Source organism: Gordonia sp. NPDC003376 (assembly GCF_053589235.1).
In genome coordinates, this window is sequence record NZ_JBSFRM010000002.1 from 37,985 (window position 1) to 61,840 (window position 23,856).

General features: G+C 68.6%; 21 protein-coding genes. 11 read left to right on the forward strand and 10 right to left on the reverse strand.

From position 1 onward, the window contains the following. Positions 1–26 precede the first annotated feature (26 nt). Genes ACWDUA_RS02430 through ACWDUA_RS02445 form a run of 4 tightly spaced genes read left to right on the forward strand, consistent with a single transcriptional unit; the run spans position 27 to position 5,369 of the window. A complete protein-coding gene (locus ACWDUA_RS02430; RefSeq protein WP_449749419.1) occupies positions 27–2,045 on the forward strand; it encodes a glycosyltransferase family 2 protein in 2,019 nt (672 codons plus the stop codon). Next, positions 2,042–4,276, forward strand: coding sequence for a hypothetical protein (locus ACWDUA_RS02435; protein ID WP_449749420.1), 2,235 nt, complete (start codon positions 2,042–2,044; stop codon positions 4,274–4,276). The genes ACWDUA_RS02430 and ACWDUA_RS02435 overlap by 4 nt, the downstream gene beginning before the upstream one ends. Continuing rightward, positions 4,273–4,473 (forward strand): hypothetical protein, encoded by a 201-nt coding sequence (locus ACWDUA_RS02440; RefSeq protein WP_449749421.1) that lies wholly within the window; start codon positions 4,273–4,275, stop codon positions 4,471–4,473. Before ACWDUA_RS02435 ends, ACWDUA_RS02440 begins: the two co-directional genes overlap by 4 nt. After that, positions 4,470–5,369: a glycoside hydrolase family 16 protein gene (locus ACWDUA_RS02445; protein WP_449749422.1), complete on the forward strand. Its 900-nt coding sequence runs from the start codon at positions 4,470–4,472 to the stop codon at positions 5,367–5,369. Before ACWDUA_RS02440 ends, ACWDUA_RS02445 begins: the two co-directional genes overlap by 4 nt. A gap of 359 nt (positions 5,370–5,728) precedes the next feature. Here ACWDUA_RS02445 and ACWDUA_RS02450 read toward each other — a convergent pair whose 3' ends face one another. Together ACWDUA_RS02450 and ACWDUA_RS02455 are read right to left on the reverse strand one after the other, a co-directional pair. After that, a complete protein-coding gene (locus ACWDUA_RS02450; protein ID WP_449749423.1) occupies positions 5,729–7,009 on the reverse strand; it encodes a lipopolysaccharide biosynthesis protein in 1,281 nt (426 codons plus the stop codon). Continuing rightward, positions 7,006–7,860: a glycosyltransferase family 2 protein gene (locus tag ACWDUA_RS02455; RefSeq protein ID WP_449749424.1), complete on the reverse strand. Its 855-nt coding sequence runs from the start codon at positions 7,858–7,860 to the stop codon at positions 7,006–7,008. The genes ACWDUA_RS02450 and ACWDUA_RS02455 overlap by 4 nt, the downstream gene beginning before the upstream one ends. Positions 7,861–8,112: 252 nt before the next feature. Here ACWDUA_RS02455 and ACWDUA_RS02460 point away from each other — a divergent pair, with 252 nt between their 5' ends. The 5 genes from ACWDUA_RS02460 to ACWDUA_RS02480 are packed head-to-tail and all read left to right on the forward strand — an operon-like array spanning position 8,113 to position 14,722. Further along, positions 8,113–8,946 (forward strand): 2-amino-3,7-dideoxy-D-threo-hept-6-ulosonate synthase, encoded by an 834-nt coding sequence (locus tag ACWDUA_RS02460; RefSeq protein WP_449749425.1) that lies wholly within the window; start codon positions 8,113–8,115, stop codon positions 8,944–8,946. A gap of 47 nt (positions 8,947–8,993) precedes the next feature. Next, a complete protein-coding gene (locus ACWDUA_RS02465; RefSeq protein WP_449749426.1) occupies positions 8,994–10,160 on the forward strand; it encodes a 3-dehydroquinate synthase II family protein in 1,167 nt (388 codons plus the stop codon). Beyond that, positions 10,147–12,615, forward strand: coding sequence for an AMP-binding protein (locus ACWDUA_RS02470; RefSeq protein ID WP_449749427.1), 2,469 nt, complete (start codon positions 10,147–10,149; stop codon positions 12,613–12,615). Before ACWDUA_RS02465 ends, ACWDUA_RS02470 begins: the two co-directional genes overlap by 14 nt. Then, positions 12,612–13,457 (forward strand): beta-1,6-N-acetylglucosaminyltransferase, encoded by an 846-nt coding sequence (locus ACWDUA_RS02475; RefSeq protein ID WP_449749428.1) that lies wholly within the window; start codon positions 12,612–12,614, stop codon positions 13,455–13,457. Before ACWDUA_RS02470 ends, ACWDUA_RS02475 begins: the two co-directional genes overlap by 4 nt. After that, entirely contained in the window at positions 13,454–14,722 is a 1,269-nt protein-coding gene (locus ACWDUA_RS02480) for a lipopolysaccharide biosynthesis protein (RefSeq protein WP_449749429.1), read from the forward strand. Before ACWDUA_RS02475 ends, ACWDUA_RS02480 begins: the two co-directional genes overlap by 4 nt. Before the next feature lie 6 nt (positions 14,723–14,728). Here ACWDUA_RS02480 and ACWDUA_RS02485 read toward each other — a convergent pair whose 3' ends face one another. From ACWDUA_RS02485 to ACWDUA_RS02495, 3 genes are all read right to left on the reverse strand, one after another. Continuing rightward, a complete protein-coding gene (locus ACWDUA_RS02485) occupies positions 14,729–16,312 on the reverse strand; it encodes an MFS transporter (RefSeq protein WP_449749430.1) in 1,584 nt (527 codons plus the stop codon). A gap of 152 nt (positions 16,313–16,464) precedes the next feature. Then, positions 16,465–17,346 carry a glycosyltransferase family 2 protein gene (locus tag ACWDUA_RS02490; RefSeq protein ID WP_449749431.1) on the reverse strand — a complete coding sequence of 294 codons (882 nt, stop codon included), beginning with the start codon at positions 17,344–17,346 and terminating at the stop codon, positions 16,465–16,467. Next, positions 17,337–18,320, reverse strand: a complete 984-nt coding sequence (locus ACWDUA_RS02495) for a glycosyltransferase family 2 protein (RefSeq protein WP_449749432.1) — start codon at positions 18,318–18,320, stop codon at positions 17,337–17,339. The genes ACWDUA_RS02490 and ACWDUA_RS02495 overlap by 10 nt, the downstream gene beginning before the upstream one ends. A 149-nt stretch (positions 18,321–18,469) precedes the next feature. Between ACWDUA_RS02495 and ACWDUA_RS02500 the strand changes: the two genes are divergently transcribed. Together ACWDUA_RS02500 and ACWDUA_RS02505 are read left to right on the forward strand one after the other, a co-directional pair. Next, positions 18,470–19,258 carry an SDR family oxidoreductase gene (locus ACWDUA_RS02500; protein ID WP_449749433.1) on the forward strand — a complete coding sequence of 263 codons (789 nt, stop codon included), beginning with the start codon at positions 18,470–18,472 and terminating at the stop codon, positions 19,256–19,258. A 47-nt stretch (positions 19,259–19,305) separates the two neighbouring features. Continuing rightward, on the forward strand, positions 19,306–20,460 hold the full coding sequence (locus tag ACWDUA_RS02505) for a lycopene cyclase family protein (RefSeq protein WP_449749434.1): 1,155 nt from the start codon (positions 19,306–19,308) through the stop codon (positions 20,458–20,460). Here ACWDUA_RS02505 and ACWDUA_RS02510 read toward each other — a convergent pair. The 5 genes from ACWDUA_RS02510 to sufC are packed head-to-tail and all read right to left on the reverse strand — an operon-like array spanning position 20,399 to position 23,813. Then, entirely contained in the window at positions 20,399–20,758 is a 360-nt protein-coding gene (locus ACWDUA_RS02510; RefSeq protein WP_449749435.1) for a DnaJ family domain-containing protein, read from the reverse strand. The two genes, ACWDUA_RS02505 and ACWDUA_RS02510, sit on opposite strands and share 62 nt — an antisense overlap. Before the next feature lie 31 nt (positions 20,759–20,789). After that, positions 20,790–21,233, reverse strand: a complete 444-nt coding sequence (locus tag ACWDUA_RS02515) for a metal-sulfur cluster assembly factor (protein WP_449749436.1) — start codon at positions 21,231–21,233, stop codon at positions 20,790–20,792. Next, entirely contained in the window at positions 21,230–21,700 is a 471-nt protein-coding gene (sufU, locus tag ACWDUA_RS02520) for a Fe-S cluster assembly sulfur transfer protein SufU (protein ID WP_449749437.1), read from the reverse strand. The genes ACWDUA_RS02515 and sufU overlap by 4 nt, the downstream gene beginning before the upstream one ends. Beyond that, positions 21,700–22,995 (reverse strand): SufS family cysteine desulfurase, encoded by a 1,296-nt coding sequence (locus ACWDUA_RS02525; protein ID WP_449749438.1) that lies wholly within the window; start codon positions 22,993–22,995, stop codon positions 21,700–21,702. Before ACWDUA_RS02525 ends, sufU begins: the two co-directional genes overlap by 1 nt. A gap of 44 nt (positions 22,996–23,039) precedes the next feature. Next, positions 23,040–23,813, reverse strand: a complete 774-nt coding sequence (sufC, locus tag ACWDUA_RS02530) for a Fe-S cluster assembly ATPase SufC (RefSeq protein ID WP_449749439.1) — start codon at positions 23,811–23,813, stop codon at positions 23,040–23,042. Positions 23,814–23,856 lie beyond the last annotated feature (43 nt).

The window sequence follows — 23,856 nt, forward strand, 5'->3', positions numbered from 1 at the left end:
CCGAAGAGATGTTTGGAGCCCTCCCGGTGCCCTCTGCCCACCCGCGTGCCGTCAGTGTCTGCGTGGTCATCTGCTGCTACACCGCCGACCGCCGCCAGCTCCTGAACCGCGCGATCGACGCGGCCCTCGCCCAGCGTGAGGACGGCGACCGCCTCGTGGTGGTGGTCGACCACAACGAGGCACTGCGTGCCGAGCTGACTACCCACCTGACCGGCGACGACCACGTCGAGGTGGTGGCCAACGCCGAGACCCGCGGGTTGTCGGGGGCCCGCAACACCGGTGTGACACACGCTACTCAGGACATCGTCGTCTTCCTCGACGACGATGCGGTGCTGCGTCCCGGCGGACTCGCCGCCGCCCGCACCGCGTTCACCGACACCGACGTGCTGGCGATCGGCGGGCAGGTGACCCCGGCGTGGGCCTCCGGCAACGCACCGCGATGGTTCCCCGACGAGTTCGGCTGGGTGGTCGGCTGCGACTACCGCGGTATCGCGCCGGAGGGTGCCGACATCCGTAATCCGATCGGCGCCGCCATGGCGGTGCGCCGCCTCGAACTGGAGAAGATCGGCGGGTTCACCGACCGACTCGGGCGGGTCGACGACCTCCCCGTCGGCTGCGAGGAGACCCTGATGGGGATCGAACTGCACCGCACCTTTCCCGGCGGGCAGATCCTGCGCACCACCGGACTCGCCGTCGACCACACCGTGTCGCCCTCGCGAGAGACGGTGCGCTACTTCCTGTCCCGCTGCCGCCACGAAGGCCGGTCCAAGGCGACACTCCGGCACATCGCCGGGAGCGGCGACGCGTTCTCGGCGGAGGCGACGTATCTGGTGCGGACCATCGGATCGGGTGTCGGCCGGTACCTCGGGCAGTTGGTGCGCGGTGATCTCACCGCGGTCGCCCGGCTGGTCCTGATGCTCACCGGCGTCGTGTTCACCGTCGTGGGTACCGCCACCGGCACCCTGGGCCGGCTCCGGTTCCCCGGCCGCCGGGCCTCGACGTCCCGGCCACGCCGTCCCCGGCAGGCCCGTCACCGGATCGACGCCGCGGACCTGGTGTCGATCGTCATCCCGACCGTCGGCCGTGACCTCCTGGTCGAGACCGTCGAAGCCGCACTCGCCCAGGATCATCCGGCAATTGAGGTGATCGTCGTCGACAACCGGCCCACCACCGGCCGGACCCGCGAACTGCTCGCCGATCACACCGACCCTCGACTGCGGATCGTCGACGAACCGGTCCCGGGCATCTCCGCCGCCCGCAATGCCGGCAACCGGGCGGCCCATGGCCGCGTCGTCGCCTTCACCGACGACGACGCGCGACCGCGCCGCGACTGGGTGAGCCAGATCGTCGCGGCGTTCACCGGCGACACCACCGGCACCGTCGCGGTGGTCACCGGCCGTGTGATCGGCGTGGAGGATCCGACCCAGCTGCAGGAACTGTTCGAGAACGCCAGGGTCTTCGACAAGGGGTCAGCGGACGTGATCTGGGCGCTGCACCCACACGCCGATCACCTCGCCGCCGGTGTTTCCGGACCGCACAACGCGTTCTTCCCTTACACCGCAGGCCAATTCGGCAGCGGCAACAACATGGCCTTCGCGGCCGGGGTCCTCGATGGGATCGGCGGCTTCGACCTGCGCCTGGGCACCGGCACCCCGACCCGCGGCGGTGAGGACCTGGACGTGCTCCGCGCGGTGATCCTCGCCGGCGACGCCATCGCCTATCGTCCGAATGCCGTTGTGGTGCACTATCACCGCGACAACATGGACGACCTGCGCGTGCAGAGCTACGGCTACGGCACCGGGATGGCCGCCGCCCTGACCAAACTGTTGTTCAGCCGTCACCTGGTGGCGGTGCTGGCCCGTCTCCCGAAGGGACTGCGGCTCCTGCTGGTTCCCGACGACGAGACCACATCGGCGTTCGCCCGTGACGGGTGGCCGGCCGAACTGCGCCATCGGGAGTTGCGCGGCTACCTTGCCGGCCCCACTCTGTTCGTCCGCGCACACCTGCGTTACCGCGCGGCCCGACGTGCCGAGGCCCGGCGGTGACCGTGACCCTCGAGAAGGCCGAGCGCCCGGACTCCCCCGAGACCGAGTCCGCGGCCGTCGCCTACGGCTGGGCCCCACGCGGAGCGCTGTGGACCGGTGCCCTGCTCGCGGTACTCCTGGTGGTCGTCGACCTCCTGGTCACCGCCGGGGTCGATGCCCCTCCGGCATGGGCTCGCACCCTGATCGTGTGCGCCGGCGTGCTCTTGCTGCCCGGCATCCCGATCGTGGTGGCGCTCCGCATCCCGGGACGCGCGTTGTCGGCAGTTCTCGTCGTCGCGGTGTCGACGTCGACGCAGATCCTGGTGACCCAGGCGACCATCATCCAGGAGTTGTGGAACCCGCCGGTGACCCAGGCGGTCATCGCCGTCGGCTCATTGCTGGGCTGCCTGTGGGCGCTGCGGTCGGTGCCGCCCGCGACCAGCACGCCATCGCTTCGCCTCGGTCGCGTCGACTGGACCCTGACCCGGTGGCTGTCGCTGGCGGGCCTCACCGCATCGTCGGTGTGCTTCATCGTCGCCGCCGACCTCCTCGACATCCTCACCGTCGGCCACTTCGGCGTGATCGCCCACCTCACGATCTGGTACTTCGTGGGACTCGGACTGCTCGCGGCCGTCATCACCATCGGGCTCACCGCACGCCGACTCGATCCGATCGTGCTGTCGGCGAGCGTGGTGATGGCCGTCGTCTACAACACGATGCTGGTCGCCGCCGCCACCGGTGAGACCTCGATCCCCACGTCGTTCGTGCACCGCGGCTTCATCAGCATCATCGCCGAGGCCCACCGACTCCCCGACCACATCGATGCCCGGTTCAGCTGGGCGGGCTTCTTCTCGCTGTTCGCCCACGTGCAGACCGTGGCCGGTCTCGACGACACCCTCGACATCCTGGTCTGGGCTCCGTTGGTGTCCGGGGTGGCGTTGTCGTTCGGGCTGTACGCCATCGCGATCGTGATCACCGGACGAGCCCGTCTCGCCTGGGCGGCGGTGCTCCTGTACCACGCGTTCAACTGGTATCAGCAGGACTACTTCGCGCCGCAGGCACTGGCCACGATCGGCTACGTCGCGATCATCGGTGTGCTGCTCTGGCAACTCCGACGCGCACCGCTCCCCGATGCCGGACCCCGGGGTCTGCGTCGGTTCGCCGGCCTGCTCCGCCGCACCCCGGGTCGTGTCCCCGGGTACGGGCCCGGGCGGACCGTCGCGGTGGAACTCGTCCTGCTCCTGATCGTGACGGCACTCGTCGTCGCACACCAGATGACACCGATCCTCACCGTCCTGGCCCTCACCGCGTTCGCCGTCACGGGCACCACGAGGTATCGCACGCTCTGGGTTGCCGCCGGACTGATCTTCGCCGCATGGTTCTCCTACGGCGCCACCGACTTCTGGTTCGGTCACATGCAATCGATCGTCGACGAGATCGGCCAGGTGGGCCAGTCGGTCGGCTCCGGCGTGGGCGATCGCCTCACCGGTGACCCCACCTACACGCGCATGCAGTACCTCCGGATGCTGGCCTCCGGCGGGTTCGCCGCGGTGGCCTTTGTCGGCTGGTGCCTGCACCGCTCGTCCCGCGCCTGGCTGGTCGGCGGATTGCTCAGTGCCGCACCATTCATGCTCGTGGTCCTGCAAAGCTACGGTGGCGAGATGGTGATCCGCTCGTTCCTGCTGGCGTCACCCGTGCTCGCCCCGTTCGCGGCCCTCGCACTGGCCCGCCTGGGTGCGCTCGCACGGCGCGGGATTCGACGTCCGACACCGTGGTCACGGGCTGCGGGACTCGTGCTGATCTGCCTGGGCATCGTCGCCCTGGGGATCCTCGAGACCACCAACCGCGGCCTCAACACCGCGTTCGAGGCGTCGACGCGCGACGAGGTGGTGGTGTCGGGCGAGTTCATCGCATCGGTGGAACCCGAATCGCACGTGATGAGCATCGGCCACGCGCCGCACACCATCGGGACACGACGCGTCCTGGATCCCACCGGTCCGCGGTTCTCCTACGTCGACTCCAACGAGTGCCTCGAGAACGTCGGCGACTGTGCTACCGAACGAGCACCCGACTACCTCTACATCACGAATCAGGGACTGAAGATGTCTGCGCTGCAATACGGTGCCGATATCGATCGCGCACAGGCGCAGATCGATGCACTGGTCGACTCCGGAGCCTACGAGGTGATCACCCGGACCGACAGCGTCGAGATCCTGCGGGCAACACGTCGCGACGAGGCAGGTACCCGATGAGTTTCACCGTCCTCTTCTTCGTCGCCGGCGGCGTCCTGCTCGCCGCCGGCATCGCGCTGCGGGAGGTCCAGGTCGGTGACGGCGGCAGCGAAGGCCGTGGCCCACTGGCCCATCGGATCAGTATCGCGTTGGCGATCCTCGTCGTGCTCTCCGCGGCGTTGACCCTGAACCGACTGGTCGACATGGCCCTCTCATGACACTGCGACGCCGCCTGCTGGTCCTGGCGCTGGGGTCGGTCGTGGCGACCGTCCTCGGTGGCTGTGCGATCTTCGCCGATGACCCTCAGACCACCAACCACTGTGTCCGCGCCGGAACGGTGGAAGGATCGGGGCACGCCCCCACCGGTGTCGATCCGGCGCTGTGGAGGTCGACCTTCGTCGACACCTTCGATCGCTGCGACCTGGGCTCCCAGTGGAGCACCTACTCGGGTCAGCCCGGCGGAAATCCGGTGGGCCACTGGGACAAGACCATGGTCGCTGTCGGCGACGGCGTGCTGACGCTCTCGGGCAAGCGCACGTCGACGGGCTGGGTGACCGGTGGCGTCTCGAACTATCCGGTGACCCAGCAGTACGGTCGCTGGGAGATCCGGATGCGGGCCGCACGGTCGGCAGACCTCTCTTACCACATGCTCCTGTGGCCGCAGAACGAACAATGGCCGCCCGAGATCGACTTCGCCGAGAGCGTGGCCTCCGAACGCGACGCGATGTCGGCGTTCGTTCACTGGAAGGCCGACGATAGCAACGAGAAGGCACACGCCGACCTCGCCGGCGACTTCGCCGACTGGCATACCGTCGGCGTCGAGTGGCTACCCGGACTGATCCGGTATCTGCACAACGGCAAGGTGTGGGCCGAGGTCCGCACACCCGACATGGTCCCGACCACCCCCATGTGGCTGGGCCTGCAAGTGGAGGCCGGCGCCTGCGAGCGTCGCGCCGACTGGGACCTCGACCCGTGCTCCGACCACGAGGCGCGCCCCGAACGCGCAGAGGTCGAGATCGACTGGGTCGCAGTCTACGCGCCCGTCGACGACGAGAACGCCTTCCGGTTGGCCGGCTACGGCGAACCCACACCGGGTGCGGTGCAGATCAAGTAGGCCGGGTCATGAGACCAGCGTCCTCACCATGGGCCGTCGTCACCAACCCATGACACGCCACAGTGGTTTCGACACGGGTCCTCGCGAAGCCCGGTCCCGGCCCAACCACCCAAAGAGCCAGCGCCAGTACATGGTTCATCCGACGAGGAGCGCAGCGACACGTCGAGTCGACACCCCCGCCGGCCGACCTCGAAACACCACCACCACGCTCCCAGTGGCCACCGACATCGTCCACCCACCCGGTTTCGACACGGGTCCTCGCGAAGCCCGGTCCCGGCCCAACCACCCAAAGACCTAGTGCCAGTTGATGGTTGAGCGGATCAACATCGAAACCCCGCCCTCAGGTCGAACCAACCCGCTCATCCGGTGGCCGACGGCAGCGGCGCCCTCCCCAGCACGGCGCGCGCCAACGGCGCGGCCACCAGGACTGCGGCGGTGGATTCGGCGATCACCATCGCCCAGCCGGCGGCGACCAGACCGTGGTCTCCGATCCAGAGAGTGGTGAGGGTGAGCATGATGGTCGCGCTGATGACCTGGACGACCAGGGCGGGTGCGAGATTGCACCGCACGCGACAAAGACCCACGTAGCAGAGGGCCACCGCGGCCGGCGGCAACGCGAGGGCCCCCACACGTAGCAGCGGGGTCCCGAACTCGGCGTAATCGGGACCGGCGATCCGCAGGATGATCGGACCGAGAACCGCCAGACACAACGCTGCAGCACTCGCGCCACCGATGAGGGTGGCGACAAAGGTTCGGGTATGCCGCAGCAGGGAACCATCCGAGGCATCGGTGGTGGCGGAGTCGGTACTCGTCGCCGCCACGTACGGCCCGATCAGCATCGTGAGCAACACGATCACGGCGCTGACCAACGACCACACGATGGAGAAGTACGCGTTCTGAGCCGCACCCACCAGCCCGATCACGATCGGCGGGAGGATCAGCGGGGTGATCGCACCGGCGACGTAGACGCCGTAGTTACCGAGCAGGAACCGGCCCTGAACCGCCCTCGACGGCAACCGATGTCCGGCGGGTGAGGAGAGCGCCCGCTCGGTGAGCTCGCGGGCGGCCCACCACCACACCACCCCACCGGTGATGGCGGCGAGCAGAATCCACGAACCGACCAGACCCATCCGGTCGGCTCCGGCGGCCAGCACGACGACCGCAACGAGTTTCGCGACGGCATGCACGACGTTCTTGCCCGCCGCCCAGTGCGCGCGTTCCATCGCGATGACGAGGTGATCGAGCAGGGCGAACATCGACAGCACGACGACGACGAGCGGGAACAACGCCATCTCGCCCCGACCGTCGAACATCTCCCCGGTCGGACCCACCAGCAGGAATCCGACACCGAGCAGTGCACCACAGCCCGCGCCGACGGCGAGTCCGACGCCGGGCAACCATCGTGCGCGGTCGCCCGCGAGCGGCAGGAAGCGCTCGAGATAGGCACCGACACCGAGGTTTCCGAATGCGGAGAGCATCGTCGCAGTGGTGATCACCGCAGCCGCGGCCCCCACCTCACGCGCCGGGTACAGCCGCCCGGCCAGCACCCAGTACACCAGCCCCAGCGCGGCGGTCAGCAGCCCCGAGGCCGCCAGAGCGAGCGAACTACGCGCGAGTGACGAACGCTCGCGAACACTCAACCCGCGAGCTCGTCGGCGGCCTTCGCCACCGCGGCACCGGCGCGTACCCCGCTGCGCACCTTGGACCGGTGGTCCTTCCAGTGCGCGAATTCCTGGTTGATGGTGCGCAACACGCGCATTCCGTCGCTGTAGGCGTTGAGGTTGCTCCGGCCGTGCAGACGCGGTCCCTCGAAGCTGCCGACTTCGGTGATCTCCAGTCCGGCCGTGGCCAGACGCACGTTGATCACGGTCTCGATCTCGAATCCGTCGCCCCACTGGGCACGGGTGTACTGGGTCGGAGGCAACTCGATCTGCTCGGCGTGACGAGCCCAGAAGGCGTTGTAGCCGTAGCACAGATCGGTGAACTCGGTACGGAAGTACATGTTCACGATCTGGTTGAGGGCCTTGTTGCCCCACCGACGCAGCGTGGTGATGTCGGTGCTGCCGCCGGCGCCGACGAACCGGCTTCCCTTGGCCAGGTCGGCACCGTCGATCAGGGCTTGGACGAACAGCGGGATCTCCGCGGGGTCGGTGGACCCGTCGGCGTCGATCATGACGATGATGTCACCGGTGCAGGCCTCGATTCCACAGGCCAGGGCGTTGCCCTTGCCGGAACGGGTCTGCGTGACGAACGTGGCCTCGGGCCACAACTTGCGGGCGACGGCGACCGTGTCGTCGGCAGAATGCCCGTCGACGAAGACGACCTGATCGATCCCGACGGGCATCCGATATGCGACGTAGGGGAGGTTCTTCGCCTCATTCATGGCCGGGATGATGACCGACACACTCGGCCGAGGCTTGTCCGAGTCGGCCGACGGTACCGCCGAGATCCCGTGCAGCCCGGTCACAGTGGATCTGGCATGGTCGTGCATGAAAAGCTCCGCTCGTTGCGGTCGGACAGATGGGAGTTGGGGACCCGGCATAGGCGCAGAATCCTGAACCGAAGGTAAGCCTAACCAAAAGAGTCGGTAAACCTCAATATCGGACAACGTGCCTCAGCTCACACCAGGCCCCGGATTGCGCCCATCGACGAGGGTAGCCTACCCTAATCCTCTGTCACGGTATGAGCGTGAACCGACATATCCGACATTCCCTGCTGAATCCGATGGGGCCAGGAGCACCAGATGAGCAACATCCCGGACGGTCACCGCCGCCCACCTGCCTACGGGGGCAAGGCAATCCGACTGTCCCGGATCTCCGACCCGGTAACCCGCCGGGCGCAGATCGTGCCGCTCGACCACTCTGTGACGGTGGGACCACTCGGACCGCGAAACCATACCGAACACATGGTGCGTCTGCTCGCGCGAACCGCCTGCGATGCCGTCGTCCTGCATCGCGGGCGAGTTGCCCAGATCGCACCGGACGCGTTCACGAACCTGGGATTGATCGTCCACCTGTCGGCGAGTACGTCGCTGGGACTCGACCCCGACGCGAAGGTGATCGTCGGCGGCGTGGATGCGGCGCTGCGATCCGGCGCCGACGCGGTGAGTATCCATGTCAACGTGGGTTCGGAGACCGAGACCCGGCAGCTCACCGATTTCGCCGCGGTGTCACGCGAGTGCGAGATACTCGGTGTCCCCCTGCTGGCCATGGTGTATGCACGCGGCCCGCACCAGGCAGCCCGGCCCGACGCGGCGACCGTCGCCCATCTGGCCGCCGTCGCCACCGATCTCGGTGCCGACATGGTCAAACTCGACTACACCGGCTCCACCGAGTCGATGGCCCGGGTCGTCGCCACCACACCGCTGCCGATCTACGTCGCCGGCGGCGCCACCCGCTCCGACGACGACGCCATCGCCTTCGGTGCCGAGGTCCTCGAGAGTGGTGTCGCCGGACTCAGCTTCGGCCGCAACATCTTCGACGCCGACGATCCGGCGCGGGTGGCCACCACCCTGGCCGACCTCGTGCATCGCCGCGTCGTCCCGGCCGACATCCTTCCCGCCCTCGAATCGGCCTGACCAGCCCGATCCGCAGCGGCCGATCGTTCACCTCACAGGAGACCACCATGGCACCGAGCACCCCGAGCACCATCGTCACCGACCACATCGTCCCGGATGCCGACGCCGGCAACCGCATCCGCACCGCCGGGCACTTCGGCTGGGTCGACGTACGAGGACTGACCGGGCCCGTTCGTGAGGCCGTCATCGCCGCCGCCCTCAACCAGGGCCTCGACGGAATCGTCTCCGACGACCCGGTGGTCCTCGCTGATCTGCCTCCGACCATCCACCGCATCCTGGCAGGCGATCACATCGATCTCGACCTCGGCACCGATGGCAGTGACCTCCTGCTGACCGAGGCCACCGATCCCGACACGACGCCGCCGAATCCGGCCGCCGTGCACGTCGTCGTCTCCGACGCCCCCACCCTCACCCGCGCCTGTGACCTGGTCCGGGTGACCCCGTGGACCGTGCTGACCTTCACCGACCCCACCAAGATCCCGCTCGAGATCGTGATCGCCGCGGCCGAGAACTCCGGCGGCAAGACGATCACCGTGGTCAACGACATCGAGGATGCCGAGATCGTGAAGCTGGTCCTCGAGCACGGCTCCGACGGACTGTTGCTGGCCCCGCGCCACGCCGACGACGTGATCGCATTGGCCCAGATCCTCACCCCGTCGGCCGACCGCGTCGAGCTGTCGCATCTGACCATCACGAGCGTCGAGCACATCGGCATGGGTGAGCGTGCCTGCATCGACACCTGCTCGCTGCTCGATCTCGACGAGGGCTGCCTGATCGGATCCTTCGCATCCGGAATGTTCCTGTCGTGCAGCGAAACCCACCCATTGCCATACATGCCGACCCGGCCGTTCCGCTGGAACGCCGGTGCCGTGCACTCATATGTGATGACCCCCGACAACCGCACCCGCTACGTCAGCGAGCTGCGTGCCGGACAGCCGATCCTCGCCGTCCGGTCCGACGGCACCGCCCGCGAGGTGCGGATCGGGAGAGTCAAGATCGAGCGACGCCCCCTGATCTCCATCACCGCGACGAGCCCGGACGGCAAGACGATCAACGTGATCGCCCAGGACGACTGGCACGTTCGGCTACTCGGCCCCGGCGGCAGCGTCAACAACGTCACCGAGCTGAAGCCCGGCGACGTGCTGCTCGGCTACGTCCCCACCGAGGCGAGGCACGTGGGTCTGCCCATCACCGAGTTCTGTGACGAACGCTGAGACCCTGACCGGCCGTTTCGTCGCGACGGTCGGCACTCACGCCGACCGCACGGCGTTGCGCGTCGGCGAGCAGATCCTGTCCTACGGCCAACTCGCCCGGGAGGTCGCCGACCGAGAGGTCGCGCTCACCCGGGACCTGCCGGCGGCCCGTCCGGTCCCGGTGGTCGCCGACGGTTCCCCCGATGCAGTACTCGACCTGCTCGCGATCCTGTTCTCCGGTCATCCGCTGGTGCCGATCGACGCGTCCTCACCGCAGTCCCGGGTCGACATCATCCGAGCGCAGGCCGACGCGCTCATCCTGCCGGGGTGCGCGTTGCTGGCGTTCACCTCGGGCTCGACGGGTGCTCCCAAGGCCGTGCGCCAGGGCCACGACCTGTGGCTGAACCAGGCGGACGAACTCGCGGCCGAACTCGGGATCGGCCCCGGAATCGCCGTCGCACAGGCACTTCCGATCGCCTTCGGTGGCGGCCTCGACATCACCGTGACCACGCTGCTCGCCGGTGGCGAGTTGCATCTGATCGATGCCCGCCTCGACGGGGTCGCCGACACCGTCGCCACCCTCACCCGGTGGCGAGCCGATTCAGTGCATCTGTCACCGGCGCTCCTGCGCCCCCTGCTCGCCGCGCCCGGCGCCGAGGCCGCCCTCACGGCGGTGCGTCTGGTCGCCACCTGCGGGGAGGCCCTCGACGCCGCCGATCTCGCGCGACTGCGCGCAGTGGCACCGCAGGTCACCTTCGTCAACCGATCCGGCTCGTCGGAGACCGGTAACCTCGCCTTCGGCGTCCACGCGCCACAGCGGCCGCTCCCCACGGGCACGGTCCCGGCCGGAAGGCTCGCCGGCGGCAAGCAGTTCCGAATCCTCGACGACGACGGGTCCGAGCTCCCTGCCGGTGCGACCGGAATCATCGAGGTCACCTCGCCGTTCCTGGCGCTCGGCTACGTCGTCGACGGTCGATTCATCGACTTCCCGGAGGTCACCCCGGGCGTTCGACGCCACCTGCTCGGTGATCGCGGCCGCATCGTCGACGGCGAACTCCACCTCGCGGGCCGGGTGGACGACACCGTGAAGATCCGTGGCTACCGGGTCGACATCGGCGAGGTCACCGCCGCCGCACGGGCCGTCCCCGGCATCGGCGAGGCGGTGGTGATCGCACGCACCGACCCGGCCAGCACCGACCCCGACAGCACCGACCCCGACAGCACCGACCCCGACAGCACCGAGCCCGGCGGCACCGTGCTCGTCGCCTACCTCGCTCCCCCGGCCGGCGAGTCGCCGCCGTCGCTCGCCGCGGTGCGCACGACGATGGCCGCCGCGTTGCCGGCGTTCATGGTGCCCACGCACACGGTGTTGCTGTCGGCGTTGCCGCGCAACGCTCGCGGCAAGATCGACCGCGCCGCACTGCCGGTGCCCCCGAGACGCCCCGACCATGTGCCACCGCGCACCACCACCGAGCGACTCCTCGCACCGATGTGGTCGGATCTGCTCGGCGTCGACGAGATCGGCGCCGACGACGACCTCGTCGCACTGGGTGGCGACTCACTGACCATGGTGACCCTGCTGCGCCGTGTCGACGACGCCTTCGGGGTCACCCTCCCTGCCTCGACACCGGTCACCCATCCGACCCTCGCCGCGATGGCGACCGCGATCGACGCGGCCGGACCGGTACGCGCCGGCGGTGACATCGTCGATCTCGGCGACGGGCGTACGGTCACCGCCGACACCCGGCCGATCGTGTTCGCCTTCGGTGGTGCAGGCGAATCGGCGCTGGCATTCGCGCCGCTGGCCCGCCGGCTGTCGGGGTTCCGGATGATCGGGCTCCACGCGCACGGCCTCGAATCGCGCGGCGTGCCGGACTGGACGGTCACCGCCGCCACGCGGCGCGCCGTGCGCCACATCCGGGCCATCGCACCGCACGGCCCGTACCGATTCATCGGTCATTCCCTCGGCGGGGTGATCGCGATGGAGACCGCACGAACCCTGACCGCCGACGGCGAGACCGTCGAACACATCGTGTGTCTGGACACGGTTCTCTCCGGACCGCTACAGCGTCGGGCCGGAGATCTCCTGCCCCCGGCGGGCATCGCCGACTCCGCACCGGCACAAGCGGATTCGTCCACGGCGGTGGAGCCGGAGGCTCCCGGGGGCCTGTGGCGTATGCGACTGCGCCTGCTCACCGCGGGCTGGTGGCCACGACCGGCGCAGCAGCAGTGGTCGCTGTTCCACGAGCTCGGTCGCCGGACCGCCCTGCTGCACCGACTGCGCCCGTGGGAGGGGCCGGTCACCATCGTTCTGGCACAGGACAATCCCGATCCCCGGGAGTGGTGGGTGTCGGTGGCGCCGGCGCATCGTGACATCCACACCGTCCCCGGTGATCACAACGGGATGCTGCGCGCACCCCATGTGGACCACACTGCCAGGGTGATCACCGATGCACTCACCGGCGTGCGGCCGTGACCGACCGCCACGCGGTGTACGTCATCGCACACGACGAGCCCCGCCTCTTCGCCGATCTGGTTGCATCGCTTCGACATCCGCAGATCGACGTGTACGCCCACATCGATGCACGGGTCGTGCCCGAACCGTTCACCGCAGCCCTCGCCGCGAACGATCGGGTGCACTTCATCGCCGACACCGACCGGATTCCCGTCCGCTGGGGCGGATTCAGCGTCGTCACCGCGGTCCTCGCGCTGGTCGAGTCGGCCGCGGCGACCGGCGTCGCGTACCAGCGGCACACCCTGTTGTCCGGCCGTGACGTGGTTCTCCGGCCCCTCCCGGATCTGCTCGCGAGCTGGGCCACCGACACCGAACACGTCCGGATCGACCACGCCCTGCGGCCCGGGGCTGCACACGCACACAAGGTCACCCATATCCACTTCCCGGATCGTCCGGTGCTGCGCCGGATCTCGGGACGCATCCGACGGCGACCGCCCGCCCATCTCCTGTATCAGGGGTCGATGTGGTGGTCGCTGACCGACGTCGCGATGCAGATCGTCCGCTCCGCGATCGCCACCGATCCGAGCTGGTGTTCGGATCTGCGCTTCGCACTGTGCCCGGACGAGATCCTCGTCCCCTCCATCCTGAAGGCATCGCCGCTCGCCGACCGCATCGGTCAGGACTACTCCGAGCGGCCCGCCACCGACCGGCTGCTGCACGGCCAGCACTTCATCGACTGGCGCGACGACGAGGCCTACTCGCCCCCCGAACTCGACGAGGCACTGCTCGCCGAGGCACTCGCCGGCCCTGCACTGTTCGCCCGCAAGGTCGGGTCGGGCTGGACCTGGCGGGTGCCATCGTGAACCGCCGATCCCCTGGACGAGATCTTCTCGCGCGCAATGCGTCGGCACTGATGCTGTCGTCGATCGGCACCGGCGCCCTCGGACTGCTTTACTGGGTCGTCGCCGAGCACTACTTCCCCACCGCGGAGGTCGGCCGCGCGTCGGCGATCATCAGTTCCGCGACGGTGCTCTCGTCACTGGCGTGTCTGTCGCTCGGTGGTGCCTATCAACGGTTCCTGCCGGTGTCGGGAGATCGCACGTTTCGGCTGCTGCTCGGTGGGCACCTGCTGATCACCGCAACCGCCACCCTGCTCGGTTCGGGATTCGTGCTGCTCGGATTCGGCGACCGGCTGTTGCTCTCGACAGGTGAACAGTGGGGCTTCATCGCGATGGTCGTCGTCTTCGCCCAGTACGCCATCTGCGACCCGGTCCTCACCGGTCTGCGACAGGCACCGGCGGTGGCGGCCAAGAACATCGGGTTGTCGGCGGTGAAGATCGTGCCGCTCGTCGTCGTCACCGCAACCCCGACCGCCTTCGTGATCACCGGCTCGTGGGCGGTGGCGGCCGCGGTGATCACCGCGATCGCGATCTTCCACGGCTTCCGGGTGGCGCTGCGCCGTCGCGACGAGTCCCATGCGCTGCTGCCCGCGGGACGGGAGCTGCTGTCGTTCCAGAGTGCGTTCTTCGCCATGATGCTGGTCTCGTCGGTCACCCCGCTGGTGCTGCCGTTGTTGGTGGTCGGTCAGGTGGGCACCACCCAGAATGCCTACTTCAACCTGGCCTGGACGATGTGCTCGGCCGTCGGGTTGCTGCGTGCGGCGGTCGGTTCGGCGTTCGTCGTCGAGGCGGCGCTGCCCGACGCCGACCATCCGGCGCTGCTGCGTCGGTTCGGTCGGATGCTGATCGCCGTCACCGCACTCGGTGCCGCCGGGCTCGCCCTCGGCGGACCGTTGATCCTGTGGCTGACCGGTCCCGACTACCTTCATGCCGCCGCTCCCTTGATGCTGGTGATGGCCATCGACTCGATCGTGCAGACCGGTGTGACCACCTACTACCTCGTCGCGCAGTTGCAGCGCAGATTGCGTCTGATGGTGATCGCACAGGTCGCGGTCGTGGTGCTCACCGTGGGTGGCAGTGCGGTGATGCTGGGACCGCTGGGGCTCGTCGGTGTCGCCGTCGGCTCGCTGAGTGCGTCGGTGGTGGCGCTGGTGATCGTCGCCCGACCGCTCGTCCGCGGGATCCGTGAAATGGCGACCGAGGCGCGACCGGTCGAGACCGTCGGCTGACCCCGGTCATCCCGAGGGCGAGGAATCGCGCCGGCGGGCACCCATCCTGAAGGCGTTCACGGCTCCCAGCAACGCGGCTCCGAGCGGCACCAGCAAGGCCACCTGGAGGGCGATCGGCCGTGCCTGGGTGTTGATCCGGATGATCTCTGTCTGCACATCCGGCGGCTGCCCGGCCAGCAGTTCGCCGAGTTGACCGTTGTCCATCACCTCGGCGTCTTCCTGAAGTACCTGGGCGACCCGGTCTTGCTCGTCCGCCGACAGCACCGAACTCGACTGCGCCATGGTCGTGAACGTGAACGACAGGGTGGCCAGCAGAACCGCACCGGCGAAGGCGAGTCCGAAGGACAGGCCGAAGGACCCCGCGGCCGAGTTGGTCCCGGCCGCCTCGCTCACGCGCTCCTCGGAGATCGGCGCGAGCGTGTAGTTGTTCAGCTGGGACACCAGCAGACCGAGACCCGCGCCGGCGACGGCCAACGGAATCAGCAGTTCCCACCCGAAATCGGCCCGCGGAACGAGTGGGATCAGCACGGCCACTCCGAGCGTCGCGAGTGCGAAGCCCCACCGGACGATGACACCCGGGTCGTGGCCGCTCGTCCTCTGCCCCATGAGGAGAGCGACCACGAACATACTCAGTGACAGCGGAGCAAGAGACAGGCCGGCCTGCATCGCGTTGTACTGCAGCACCATCTGGAGGTAGATCGGTAGCACGATCATGATCCCGCCCAGCGCGATCTGCTGAAGCATCTGCTGCGTGACGCCCAACCGGAAGACCTTCGACCGGAAGAGGTCCGGATCGAGGAGCGTCGGCCGCCCGAGACGTTTGCCCCGGACCAGCCACCACGCCAGACCTCCCAGGGACGCACAGCCGGCCACCAGCAGACCGCCGACCGCCTCGCCGCCTTCCTGCCACACCAGGATGCCGAGAACGACACCACCCATTCCGATCACCGACAGCAGCGCTCCCACCGGGTCGACGCCGCGATTGCCTGTGTAGGGCACATCGCGCACCAGGTGGATGCCCGACAGCACCACCACGATGATCGCCACCTCGAACAGGAATGCGATTCGCCACGACAGATACGTGGTGATGAACCCACCGAGAAGCGGCCCGACGGCGGCTGCGATCGCCGCTGCGGCCCCGACCAATGCGTACACCCTGGACTGCGCGTCGCCCTCGAAGTTGCCGTGGACCAGCGATTGCATCGCCGGCAGCAGCAGCGAGGCCCCGATACCACCGACGACGGCCCAGAAGATGATCACGGTGGTGAGGCTCTGCGCAAAGGCCATCGCGGTTGCGCCGGTCGCGTAGCCGAGCAGGCCCAGTATGTAGGCACGCTTACGTCCGATGAGGTCTCCGACCTTGCCGCCGATCAGGATGAATGCCGCCGACACCAACGCCTCGAGGGCGATCGCGGTTTGGACGCCACTGGCGGTCGTGTGGAGATCTCGCACCACCGCCGATATCGACACGTTCATCAGTGACGTGTCGACCACCAGCACGAACATCGCCATGGCCAGTAGAATCGCCAGGGTCTGCGGATGCCGGGAACCGCCTCCAACCTGGCCGTCGCCGGTCGTGTCTTCGGTCATCCCGGGCCCACCGTTCGAGTGCTGGCGAACTGCCGGATCCCGCCATCACGACCTCGGGATGACGTCTGGGGCCATCCGGCAGTTGCTCTGGGACATTACCTGCCGACGACCACACGCGGGCCGAATCACGGTGCGGCTCGCGGTCGGCCGGGTCAGCGCCGTGCGGCGAGCGTCGCCTCGAGCACTCGGCGGGCACCGAACCGCGCGGTCTCGGTGCCCGGGTCACGGAGCATGGCCCGGACCGCTGCGACCGCCGAGACGCCGGCGGTGGCGAGTACGCCGCCCCGATCGGGCCACAACAGATCCGACAGCACCTCGTCGGGCAACGGGCGCACCCCCACCCGGGCCGCATGTGCGGCGGCGATCCGCAGATGCGCGGCGCGCTGGGCGCCGGCGTGACGGTCACTGACCTGACCGGGGTGAATCCGGTAGAGATACCCCACCATCGGGATATTGCCGATCTCCCCGTACTCCGAGAGCCGGGCATAGAACTCGTAGTCCTCGGCGTGGGCGAACGCAGGGTCGAACCGGATTCCGCTGCGCCGCAGAACTTCCGAGCGCATCATGGCCGACGCCCCACAGAGACAACCCGCGAGCAGCAGCCGCTGCCGGCAGGCCCGGTCGGACCGCGGCATCCGGACGCGACCGGTCATCGCGCCGAACAGCTCGTAGTCGGTACCGCACACCACGGCGTCGGGATGTGTTGTGAACCAGCGCAACTGGGCCTGCAGCCGACCAGGGGCGCACAGATCGTCGGCGTCCATCCGGGCCAGGAACACCCCGCGGACCTCGTCGAGACCCCGGTTGAGTGCCGACACCAGTCCCCCGTTGGGCTGAGACACCACGCGTACCCGCGGATCGTCGATCTCGGCGAGGGCGTTCGCGGACCCGTCGGTGGAGCCGTCGTCGACGACGATGACCTCGAGATCGTCGACGCCCTGCGACAGAACCGAGCGCACCGCCCGCACGATGTGAGGAGCCGCGTTGTAGACCGGGATCAGCACGGTCAGCATCGGTGAGTCGGTCAACGCCATCGCAACACCATCGAATACAGTCCCGGGGTGAACTTCACCATCACCGCGAACACCATCTGCCGGTAGCGGCGGCCCGCACACAGAGCGGTCAGATCACGCAGTGCGATGCCACCGCGTACGCGGGCGACAGCGCGTCGCGACAACGGCGTCGACCCGGCCGCATGCGAGGCCCGCATGGCCACATGGGCCACCGAGGTGAGCACCTCCCGGTAACGGAAGCCGACGTACTCTCGGTACCACCGACGGTCCCCCAGCCGCGACCGGAGGAGATCGTGGACCTGGTCCTCGACGGTGAACAGGTCGAAGGTGGACTCGCTCAGCGCCGTCGACAACGACCCCTCACGGTACAGATACCGGTAGAGCGGGTCGGGAACCATGGCCACCCGGGGGACGGCCAGCGCCAGGGCCAAGGTGCTCGCGAAGTCCTCATAGGCCTGGTCCTGCGCCCACGGACGCTCACCGAGGATCTCGCGGCGGAAGAGTTTGGTGCAGGCATACGCCTTGGCGCGGCCACAGAGGATCTCGCGGGCGTACCGCTCCCCGCTCAGCATGGCGTGGCGCGGCTCGGCCTCGTCGATACCCAGGGTGTGCCCGCCGATGCCGACCCGCCGGGTGCGCGCCACCGCGATCTGGGCGTCAGCGGCGACGAGCACCGACACCAGCCGGTCGACGAAGTCGGGCTCGGCCTCGTCGTCGCTGTCGAGGAACCACACCAGATCCGTGGTCAGCGCCGCGAGTCCGGTGTTCCGTGCTCGTCCGAGTCCCCCGTTGCGCGGCTGGGTGATCACCGTGTACTCGCGCGCGTGGTCGGCCAGCACCCGCGTCGCGATCCCGATCGAGTCGTCGTCGCCACGATCGTCGACGAGCACGATCTGATCGACCGGATATGTCTGCGCCAAAACGGATTCCACCGATCCCCGAATGTACGGAGCGCTGCGGTACACCGGGATCACCACCCCCACCGTCGGCCGCACTCGGCCACTCCTCCCCGGTTCCGCCACCGCGAATCCACTACCACCTACACCCCGACCACGTATTGGCCATAAGGTTAGCCTAAGTATATTCGTAGGTACTGCTCCCGGTTCCGCGACCCACCCCACCGGTTGCCGGATAGGGTGACGACGTGACCGACACCACCGCGTTCCCGACCCCAGACCTGACCGGCCGATCGGCAGTCGTGACCGGTGCCAGCCGGGGCATCGGACTGGCCATCGCCATCGAACTCGCCCGCCGCGGCGCCGCCGTGGTGATCACCGGCCGCAAACCCGAACCGCTCGAGACCGCTGCACAGGCGATCCGCGACGCCGTCGCCGGCGCCCGCGCGACAGCCGTCGCAGGCAACACCGGCGCCGAGGAACACCGCGCCGAAGCGGTGGCCGCAGCCGTGTCCCAGGGCGGCATCGACATCCTGGTCAACAACACCGGGATCGCCCCGACCGCCGGCCCCCTGGTCGACGCCGACCTCGGTGCGGTCCGTAAGACCTTCGACACCAATGTCGTCGCCGCGCTCGGATATGTCCAAGAGGCCTACCGGGCCGGCATGGGCGAGACCGGTGGTGCGGTCGTGAACGTGGCGTCGGTGGCCGGGTTGCGCTCGACCGGTTCGATCGCCGCCTACGGCGCCTCCAAGGCGGCCTTGATCCGCCTCACCGAGGAGCTCGCCTGGGAGCTCGGCCCACGAGGCATCCGGGTCAACGCAATCGCGCCCGCCGTCGTTCGCACGAAGTTCGCCGACGTGCTGATCAGCGGCGACAAGGAGTCCGAGGCCATCGCCCGCTATCCACTCGGCCGGCTCGGTGTCCCCGAGGACATCGCCGGTGCCGCAGCCTTTCTCGTCAGCGAACAGGCGTCGTGGATCACCGGGGAGACCCTGCGCGTCGACGGCGGCCTGCTCGCCACCGGCGGCCTCTGACGGTGCCCGACGTCCCGCGAGCCCCAGACGGTCCGACGGCCGTCGTGGTGGGTGCCGGACCCGCCGGTCGCAGCCTGACCCACCGGCTGACCCACCACGGCATCGCGACCACTCTGGTCGATCCGCACCCCACGCGCTCGTGGACACCGACCTACGCCGCATGGACCGACGAACTGCCCGGCTGGGTGCCACCGGCGGCGATCGCCGCCACCACCGCGTCGGTCACCGCCCACGCGCCGGGGCCGATCCGAATCGACCGCTCCTACAGCGTGTTCCACACCCAAGGCCTGCAGCGGTCCCTCACCGTCGACGACGCGAGGGTGATCAGCGCCAGGGCGCACGAGGTGACCGCGCACCATGTCGCCCTCGACGACGGACGTGTTCTGGTCGCCACGCACGTGATCGACTGCCGCGGACCGACCGGCCGCCCCCGGCCACGCCAGACCGCGTTCGGCGTGGTGGTGCCGACCGACGCGGCGAGAGCGGTGATCGGAGACGCGGCGGCAGTGCTGATGGATTGGCGCGCACCGGAGTCAGGCGACCCTTGGCGTTCGGATGGACCCACTCCTTCGTTCCTCTACGCGGTCCCGGTGGCCCGCGATCGGATGCTGCTCGAGGAGACCTGCCTGGTCGGCGATCCAGCAGTGACGATCACCGAACTGTCCCAACGGCTCTCGCGACGTCTGTCCGGAAGCGGCATCGATGTGCGGCACGCGGAGCACACCGAACGGGTGTCGTTCCCGATGCTCGGGGCGACGCTCCGGCCATGGCGGTGCCGTCCGCTGCGGCACGGTGCCGCCGGTGGATTGCTGAACCCGACCACGGGATACGGGGTGGCCGCCATGCTCATGGCCGCCGACGACGTCGCGTCCGCGATCGTCGCCGGCTCCGACGCGGTGTCGGCGATGTGGCCGGCGCCGGCGCGAGCGGTGTGGCGGCTGCGGGTCGCCGGGCTCGGGGTTCTGCTCGACCTCGATCCGGCCGAGACCGTCGACTTCTTCGCCGCGTTCCTGTCGCTGCCGGCTACCGCGCAGCGCGCCTACCTCAGCGACCGCGCCGACCTGGCCGGCACGCTCACCACGATGGCGCGGGTCTTCGCCCGGCTCGACAACGGCGCACGACGAACGGTGCTGCGATCGGTCAGCCGCGCAGATCGCGCCATCGGGCGAGCATCTCGTCGACGTCGATCGTCCGGGCGATGACATGCGACTGTGGTCCCATGGTGGGGCGCAGCCGGTCCTGACGGACCCGCCGGTTGAAGTCCTCGAGGATTGTGCGCACGGCACGTTCATCGGCGATGGGGCGCAACGACTCCGGAAACGCGTCGCGCTCCTTGCGTAGTTGCAGGGTTGGCGGCAGCAGAGCCGACGAGTCGAGTTTCTCCTCGCGGATCTTCTGCTTCGCCCACCAGTCCGGGTCATCGAAACCGGACAGGTTCAACGGCTTCCCGAGTCCCGGCAGGTCGTCGAAATCGCCGCGTTCGGCGGCCTCGCGGATCATCCGTTCGACCCGGGACTCGCCGACCGGCGGCTCAGACGGTGAAGCCGAGGGCACGCAATTGCTCGCGGCCGTCGTCGGTGATCTTGTCCGGACCCCACGGCGGCAGCCACACCCAGTTGATCTCCATGTCGGTGCACAGTCCGCTGGCGACCAGCGCGCCACGTGACTGGTCCTCGATCACGTCGGTCAGCGGGCACGCCGCCGAGGTGAGCGTCATGTCGATCTTGGCGACGGCGTCGTCGGTGATCTCGATGCCGTACACCAGACCGAGGTCCACCACGTTGATACCGAGTTCGGGGTCGACGACGTCACGCATCGCCTCCTCCACGTCCTCCAGCTGCGGCAACGAGGTGGTCACCGGCGCCGGGGTCGAAGTACCGGCAGCGGTGGGCACACCGTCCGGGGTGGGCGGTGTGTCGGTGGTGACCCCGGCTTCCGGGGTCGGGGTCTCCGAGGTGGTGATGTTCTCGCTCATGCCGTCTCCGCTCGTTCCGCTCCGGCCTCATCGACCGTCTGTGCCAACGCGTCCTTGAACGCCATCCATCCCAGCAGCGCGCACTTGACCCGTGCGGGATACTTGCTGACCCCGGAGAAGGCGATGCCGTCACCGATGATCTCCTCGTCGCCCTCGTCCTTGCCGCGCGAGGTCATCATCGCGGTGAACGAGTCGAGGGTGGCCATGGCCGTCTCGAGGGGCTCGCCGACCACCTGGTCGTAGAGCACCGAGGTGGAGGCCTGTGAAATGGAGCAGCCCTGTCCGTCATACGAGATGTCGGTGACGGTGTGGCCGTCGTCGGACAGCGCCACGCGCAGGGTGACCTCGTCACCGCACGTCGGGTTGACGTGGTGGACCTCGGCGCCGAACGGCTCCCGCAGACCACGACCGTGCGGATGCTTGTAGTGATCCAGGATCACATCCTGGTACATCTGCTCCATCCGCATCAGCGCGACACCCCGAAGAACTCCTGGGCCCGCACGATCGCGGCGGCCAGCGCGTCCACCTCGGCGACGGTGTTGTACGCCGCGAAGGACGCCCGCGCGGTCGCGGCGACACCGAACCGACGATGCAACGGCCACGCGCAGTGGTGCCCGACGCGGATGGCCACGCCCTCGTCGTCGAGGATCTGACCGAGATCGTGGGCGTGAATGCCGTCCACCACGAACGACACCGCGCCACCGCGGTGCTCGGTGGTCGTCGGCCCGATGATCCGAAGACCGTCGATCGCGCCGAGGGTCTCCAGCGCGTGGGCGACGAGGGAGTGCTCGTGGTTGGCCACGGCGTTCATCCCGAGCACCGACAGGTAGTCGACGGCGGCACCGAGCCCGACGACCTGCGAGGTCATCGGTACGCCCGCCTCGAACCGCTGCGGCGGCGGCGCATAGGTGGAGACCTCCATCGTGACCGTCTCGATCATCGACCCACCGGTCAGGAACGGCGGCAACGCCTCGAGCAGCTCACTCTTGCCGTACAGCACGCCGACACCGGACGGGCCGAACATCTTGTGTCCGGAGAACGCCGCGAAATCGACATCGAGTGCGGTGAAGTCGACCGCCATGTGAGGCACCGACTGGCAGGCGTCGAGCACCACGAGCGCGCCGACGGCGCGTGCCCGTCGGACCAGCTCCGCGACGTCGGCGACCGCGCCGGTCACATTGGACTGGTGGGTGAACGCGACCACCTTGACGGTGTCGTCGAGGTCCAGCGAGTCGAGATCGATCCGGCCGTCGTCGGTGACCCCGTACCACCGCAGGGTGGCACCGGTCCGACGGCAGAGTTCCTGCCACGGAACGAGATTCGCATGATGTTCCAGTTCGGTGATGACCACCGTGTCGCCGGCACCGAGCGCTGTACCGCCCAGCACCGATCCCGACCGGTCGTCCCCGAGGGTGTAGGTGACCAGGTTCAGCGACTCGGTGGCGTTCTTGGTGAACACCAGCTGTTCGGCGGTGGCACCGACGAAGCGGGCGATCTTCTCGCGCGCCTCCTCATAGGCGTCGGTGGCCTCCTCGGCCAGCTGATGCGCACCACGGTGCACTGCGGCATTGCGGGTCACCAGGAAATCCCGCTCGGCGTCGAGCACCTGCAACGGACGCTGCGAGGTGGCCCCCGAATCGAGGTACACCAGCGGTTTGTCGTCGCGGACGGTGCGCGCGAGGATCGGGAAATCCGCTCGCACCGCGGCGACGTCGAACGTGGTCGCCGGGTGCGTACCGACCGTGTCGGCCGAAAGGGTCACGGTTCCTCCTGCTCGAGAGTGGGCTGTGTACGTGGAGGGGTCGGTCAGCCGGCTGCGGCAGCCGAGGTGAACCGCACGTAGCCGTTCTCCTCGAGCTCGTCGGCCAGCTCCGGTCCGGAAGACTCCACGATGCGGCCGTTGACGAAGACGTGCACGTAGTCGGGCTCGATGTAGCGCAGGATGCGGGTGTAGTGCGTGATCAGCAGGATGCCGCCGTGCTCGCGCTCCTTGTACCGGTTGACGCCCTCGCTGACCACGCGCAGTGCGTCGACGTCGAGACCGGAGTCGGTCTCGTCGAGGATCGCGATCTTCGGCTTGAGCAGGTCGAGCTGAAGGATCTCGTGACGCTTCTTCTCACCACCGGAGAAGCCCTCGTTGACGCTGCGCTCGGCGAACGACGGATCGATCTCCAGCGCGGTCATCGCCTCCTTCGTCTCCTTGACCCAGTGGCGCAGCTTGGGGGCCTCGCCACGCACGGCGGTGGCAGCGGTGCGCAGGAAGTTCGACATCGAGACGCCGGGGACCTCCACCGGGTACTGCATCGCGAGGAACAGGCCGGCGCGGGCCCGCTCGTCGACGCTCATCTCGAGCACGTTCTCCCCGTCGAGGGTGATCGATCCGGAGGTGACCTCGTACTTCGGGTGCCCGGCGATCGCGTACGAGAGGGTGGACTTGCCGGAGCCGTTGGGACCCATGATCGCGTGGGTCTCACCGGACTTCACGGTCAGGTCGACACCCTTGAGGATGTTGATGGGTTCGGCGTCGGCGTCGGTCTGGGCGACGTTGACGTGGAGGTCGCGGATCTCGAGTGTGCTCACGGATGCTTCCTTGCTGATCTCTGGGCTGTGTGTGGTGGTCGGG

Coding starts and splice junctions, on each gene's coding strand:
- ACWDUA_RS02460 (WP_449749425.1), top strand. CDS start 8,113: ATGAGCAACATCCCGGACGGTCACCGCCGCCCACCTGCCTACGGGGGC.
- ACWDUA_RS02440 (WP_449749421.1), top strand. CDS start 4,273: ATGAGTTTCACCGTCCTCTTCTTCGTCGCCGGCGGCGTCCTGCTCGCC.
- sufU (WP_449749437.1), bottom strand. CDS start 21,700: ATGCGGATGGAGCAGATGTACCAGGATGTGATCCTGGATCACTACAAG.
- ACWDUA_RS02510 (WP_449749435.1), bottom strand. CDS start 20,758: ATGATCCGCGAGGCCGCCGAACGCGGCGATTTCGACGACCTGCCGGGA.
- ACWDUA_RS02485 (WP_449749430.1), bottom strand. CDS start 16,312: ATGACCGAAGACACGACCGGCGACGGCCAGGTTGGAGGCGGTTCCCGG.
- ACWDUA_RS02465 (WP_449749426.1), top strand. CDS start 8,994: ATGGCACCGAGCACCCCGAGCACCATCGTCACCGACCACATCGTCCCG.
- ACWDUA_RS02490 (WP_449749431.1), bottom strand. CDS start 17,346: ATGGCGTTGACCGACTCACCGATGCTGACCGTGCTGATCCCGGTCTAC.
- ACWDUA_RS02515 (WP_449749436.1), bottom strand. CDS start 21,233: ATGAGCGAGAACATCACCACCTCGGAGACCCCGACCCCGGAAGCCGGG.
- ACWDUA_RS02455 (WP_449749424.1), bottom strand. CDS start 7,860: ATGCACGACCATGCCAGATCCACTGTGACCGGGCTGCACGGGATCTCG.
- ACWDUA_RS02445 (WP_449749422.1), top strand. CDS start 4,470: ATGACACTGCGACGCCGCCTGCTGGTCCTGGCGCTGGGGTCGGTCGTG.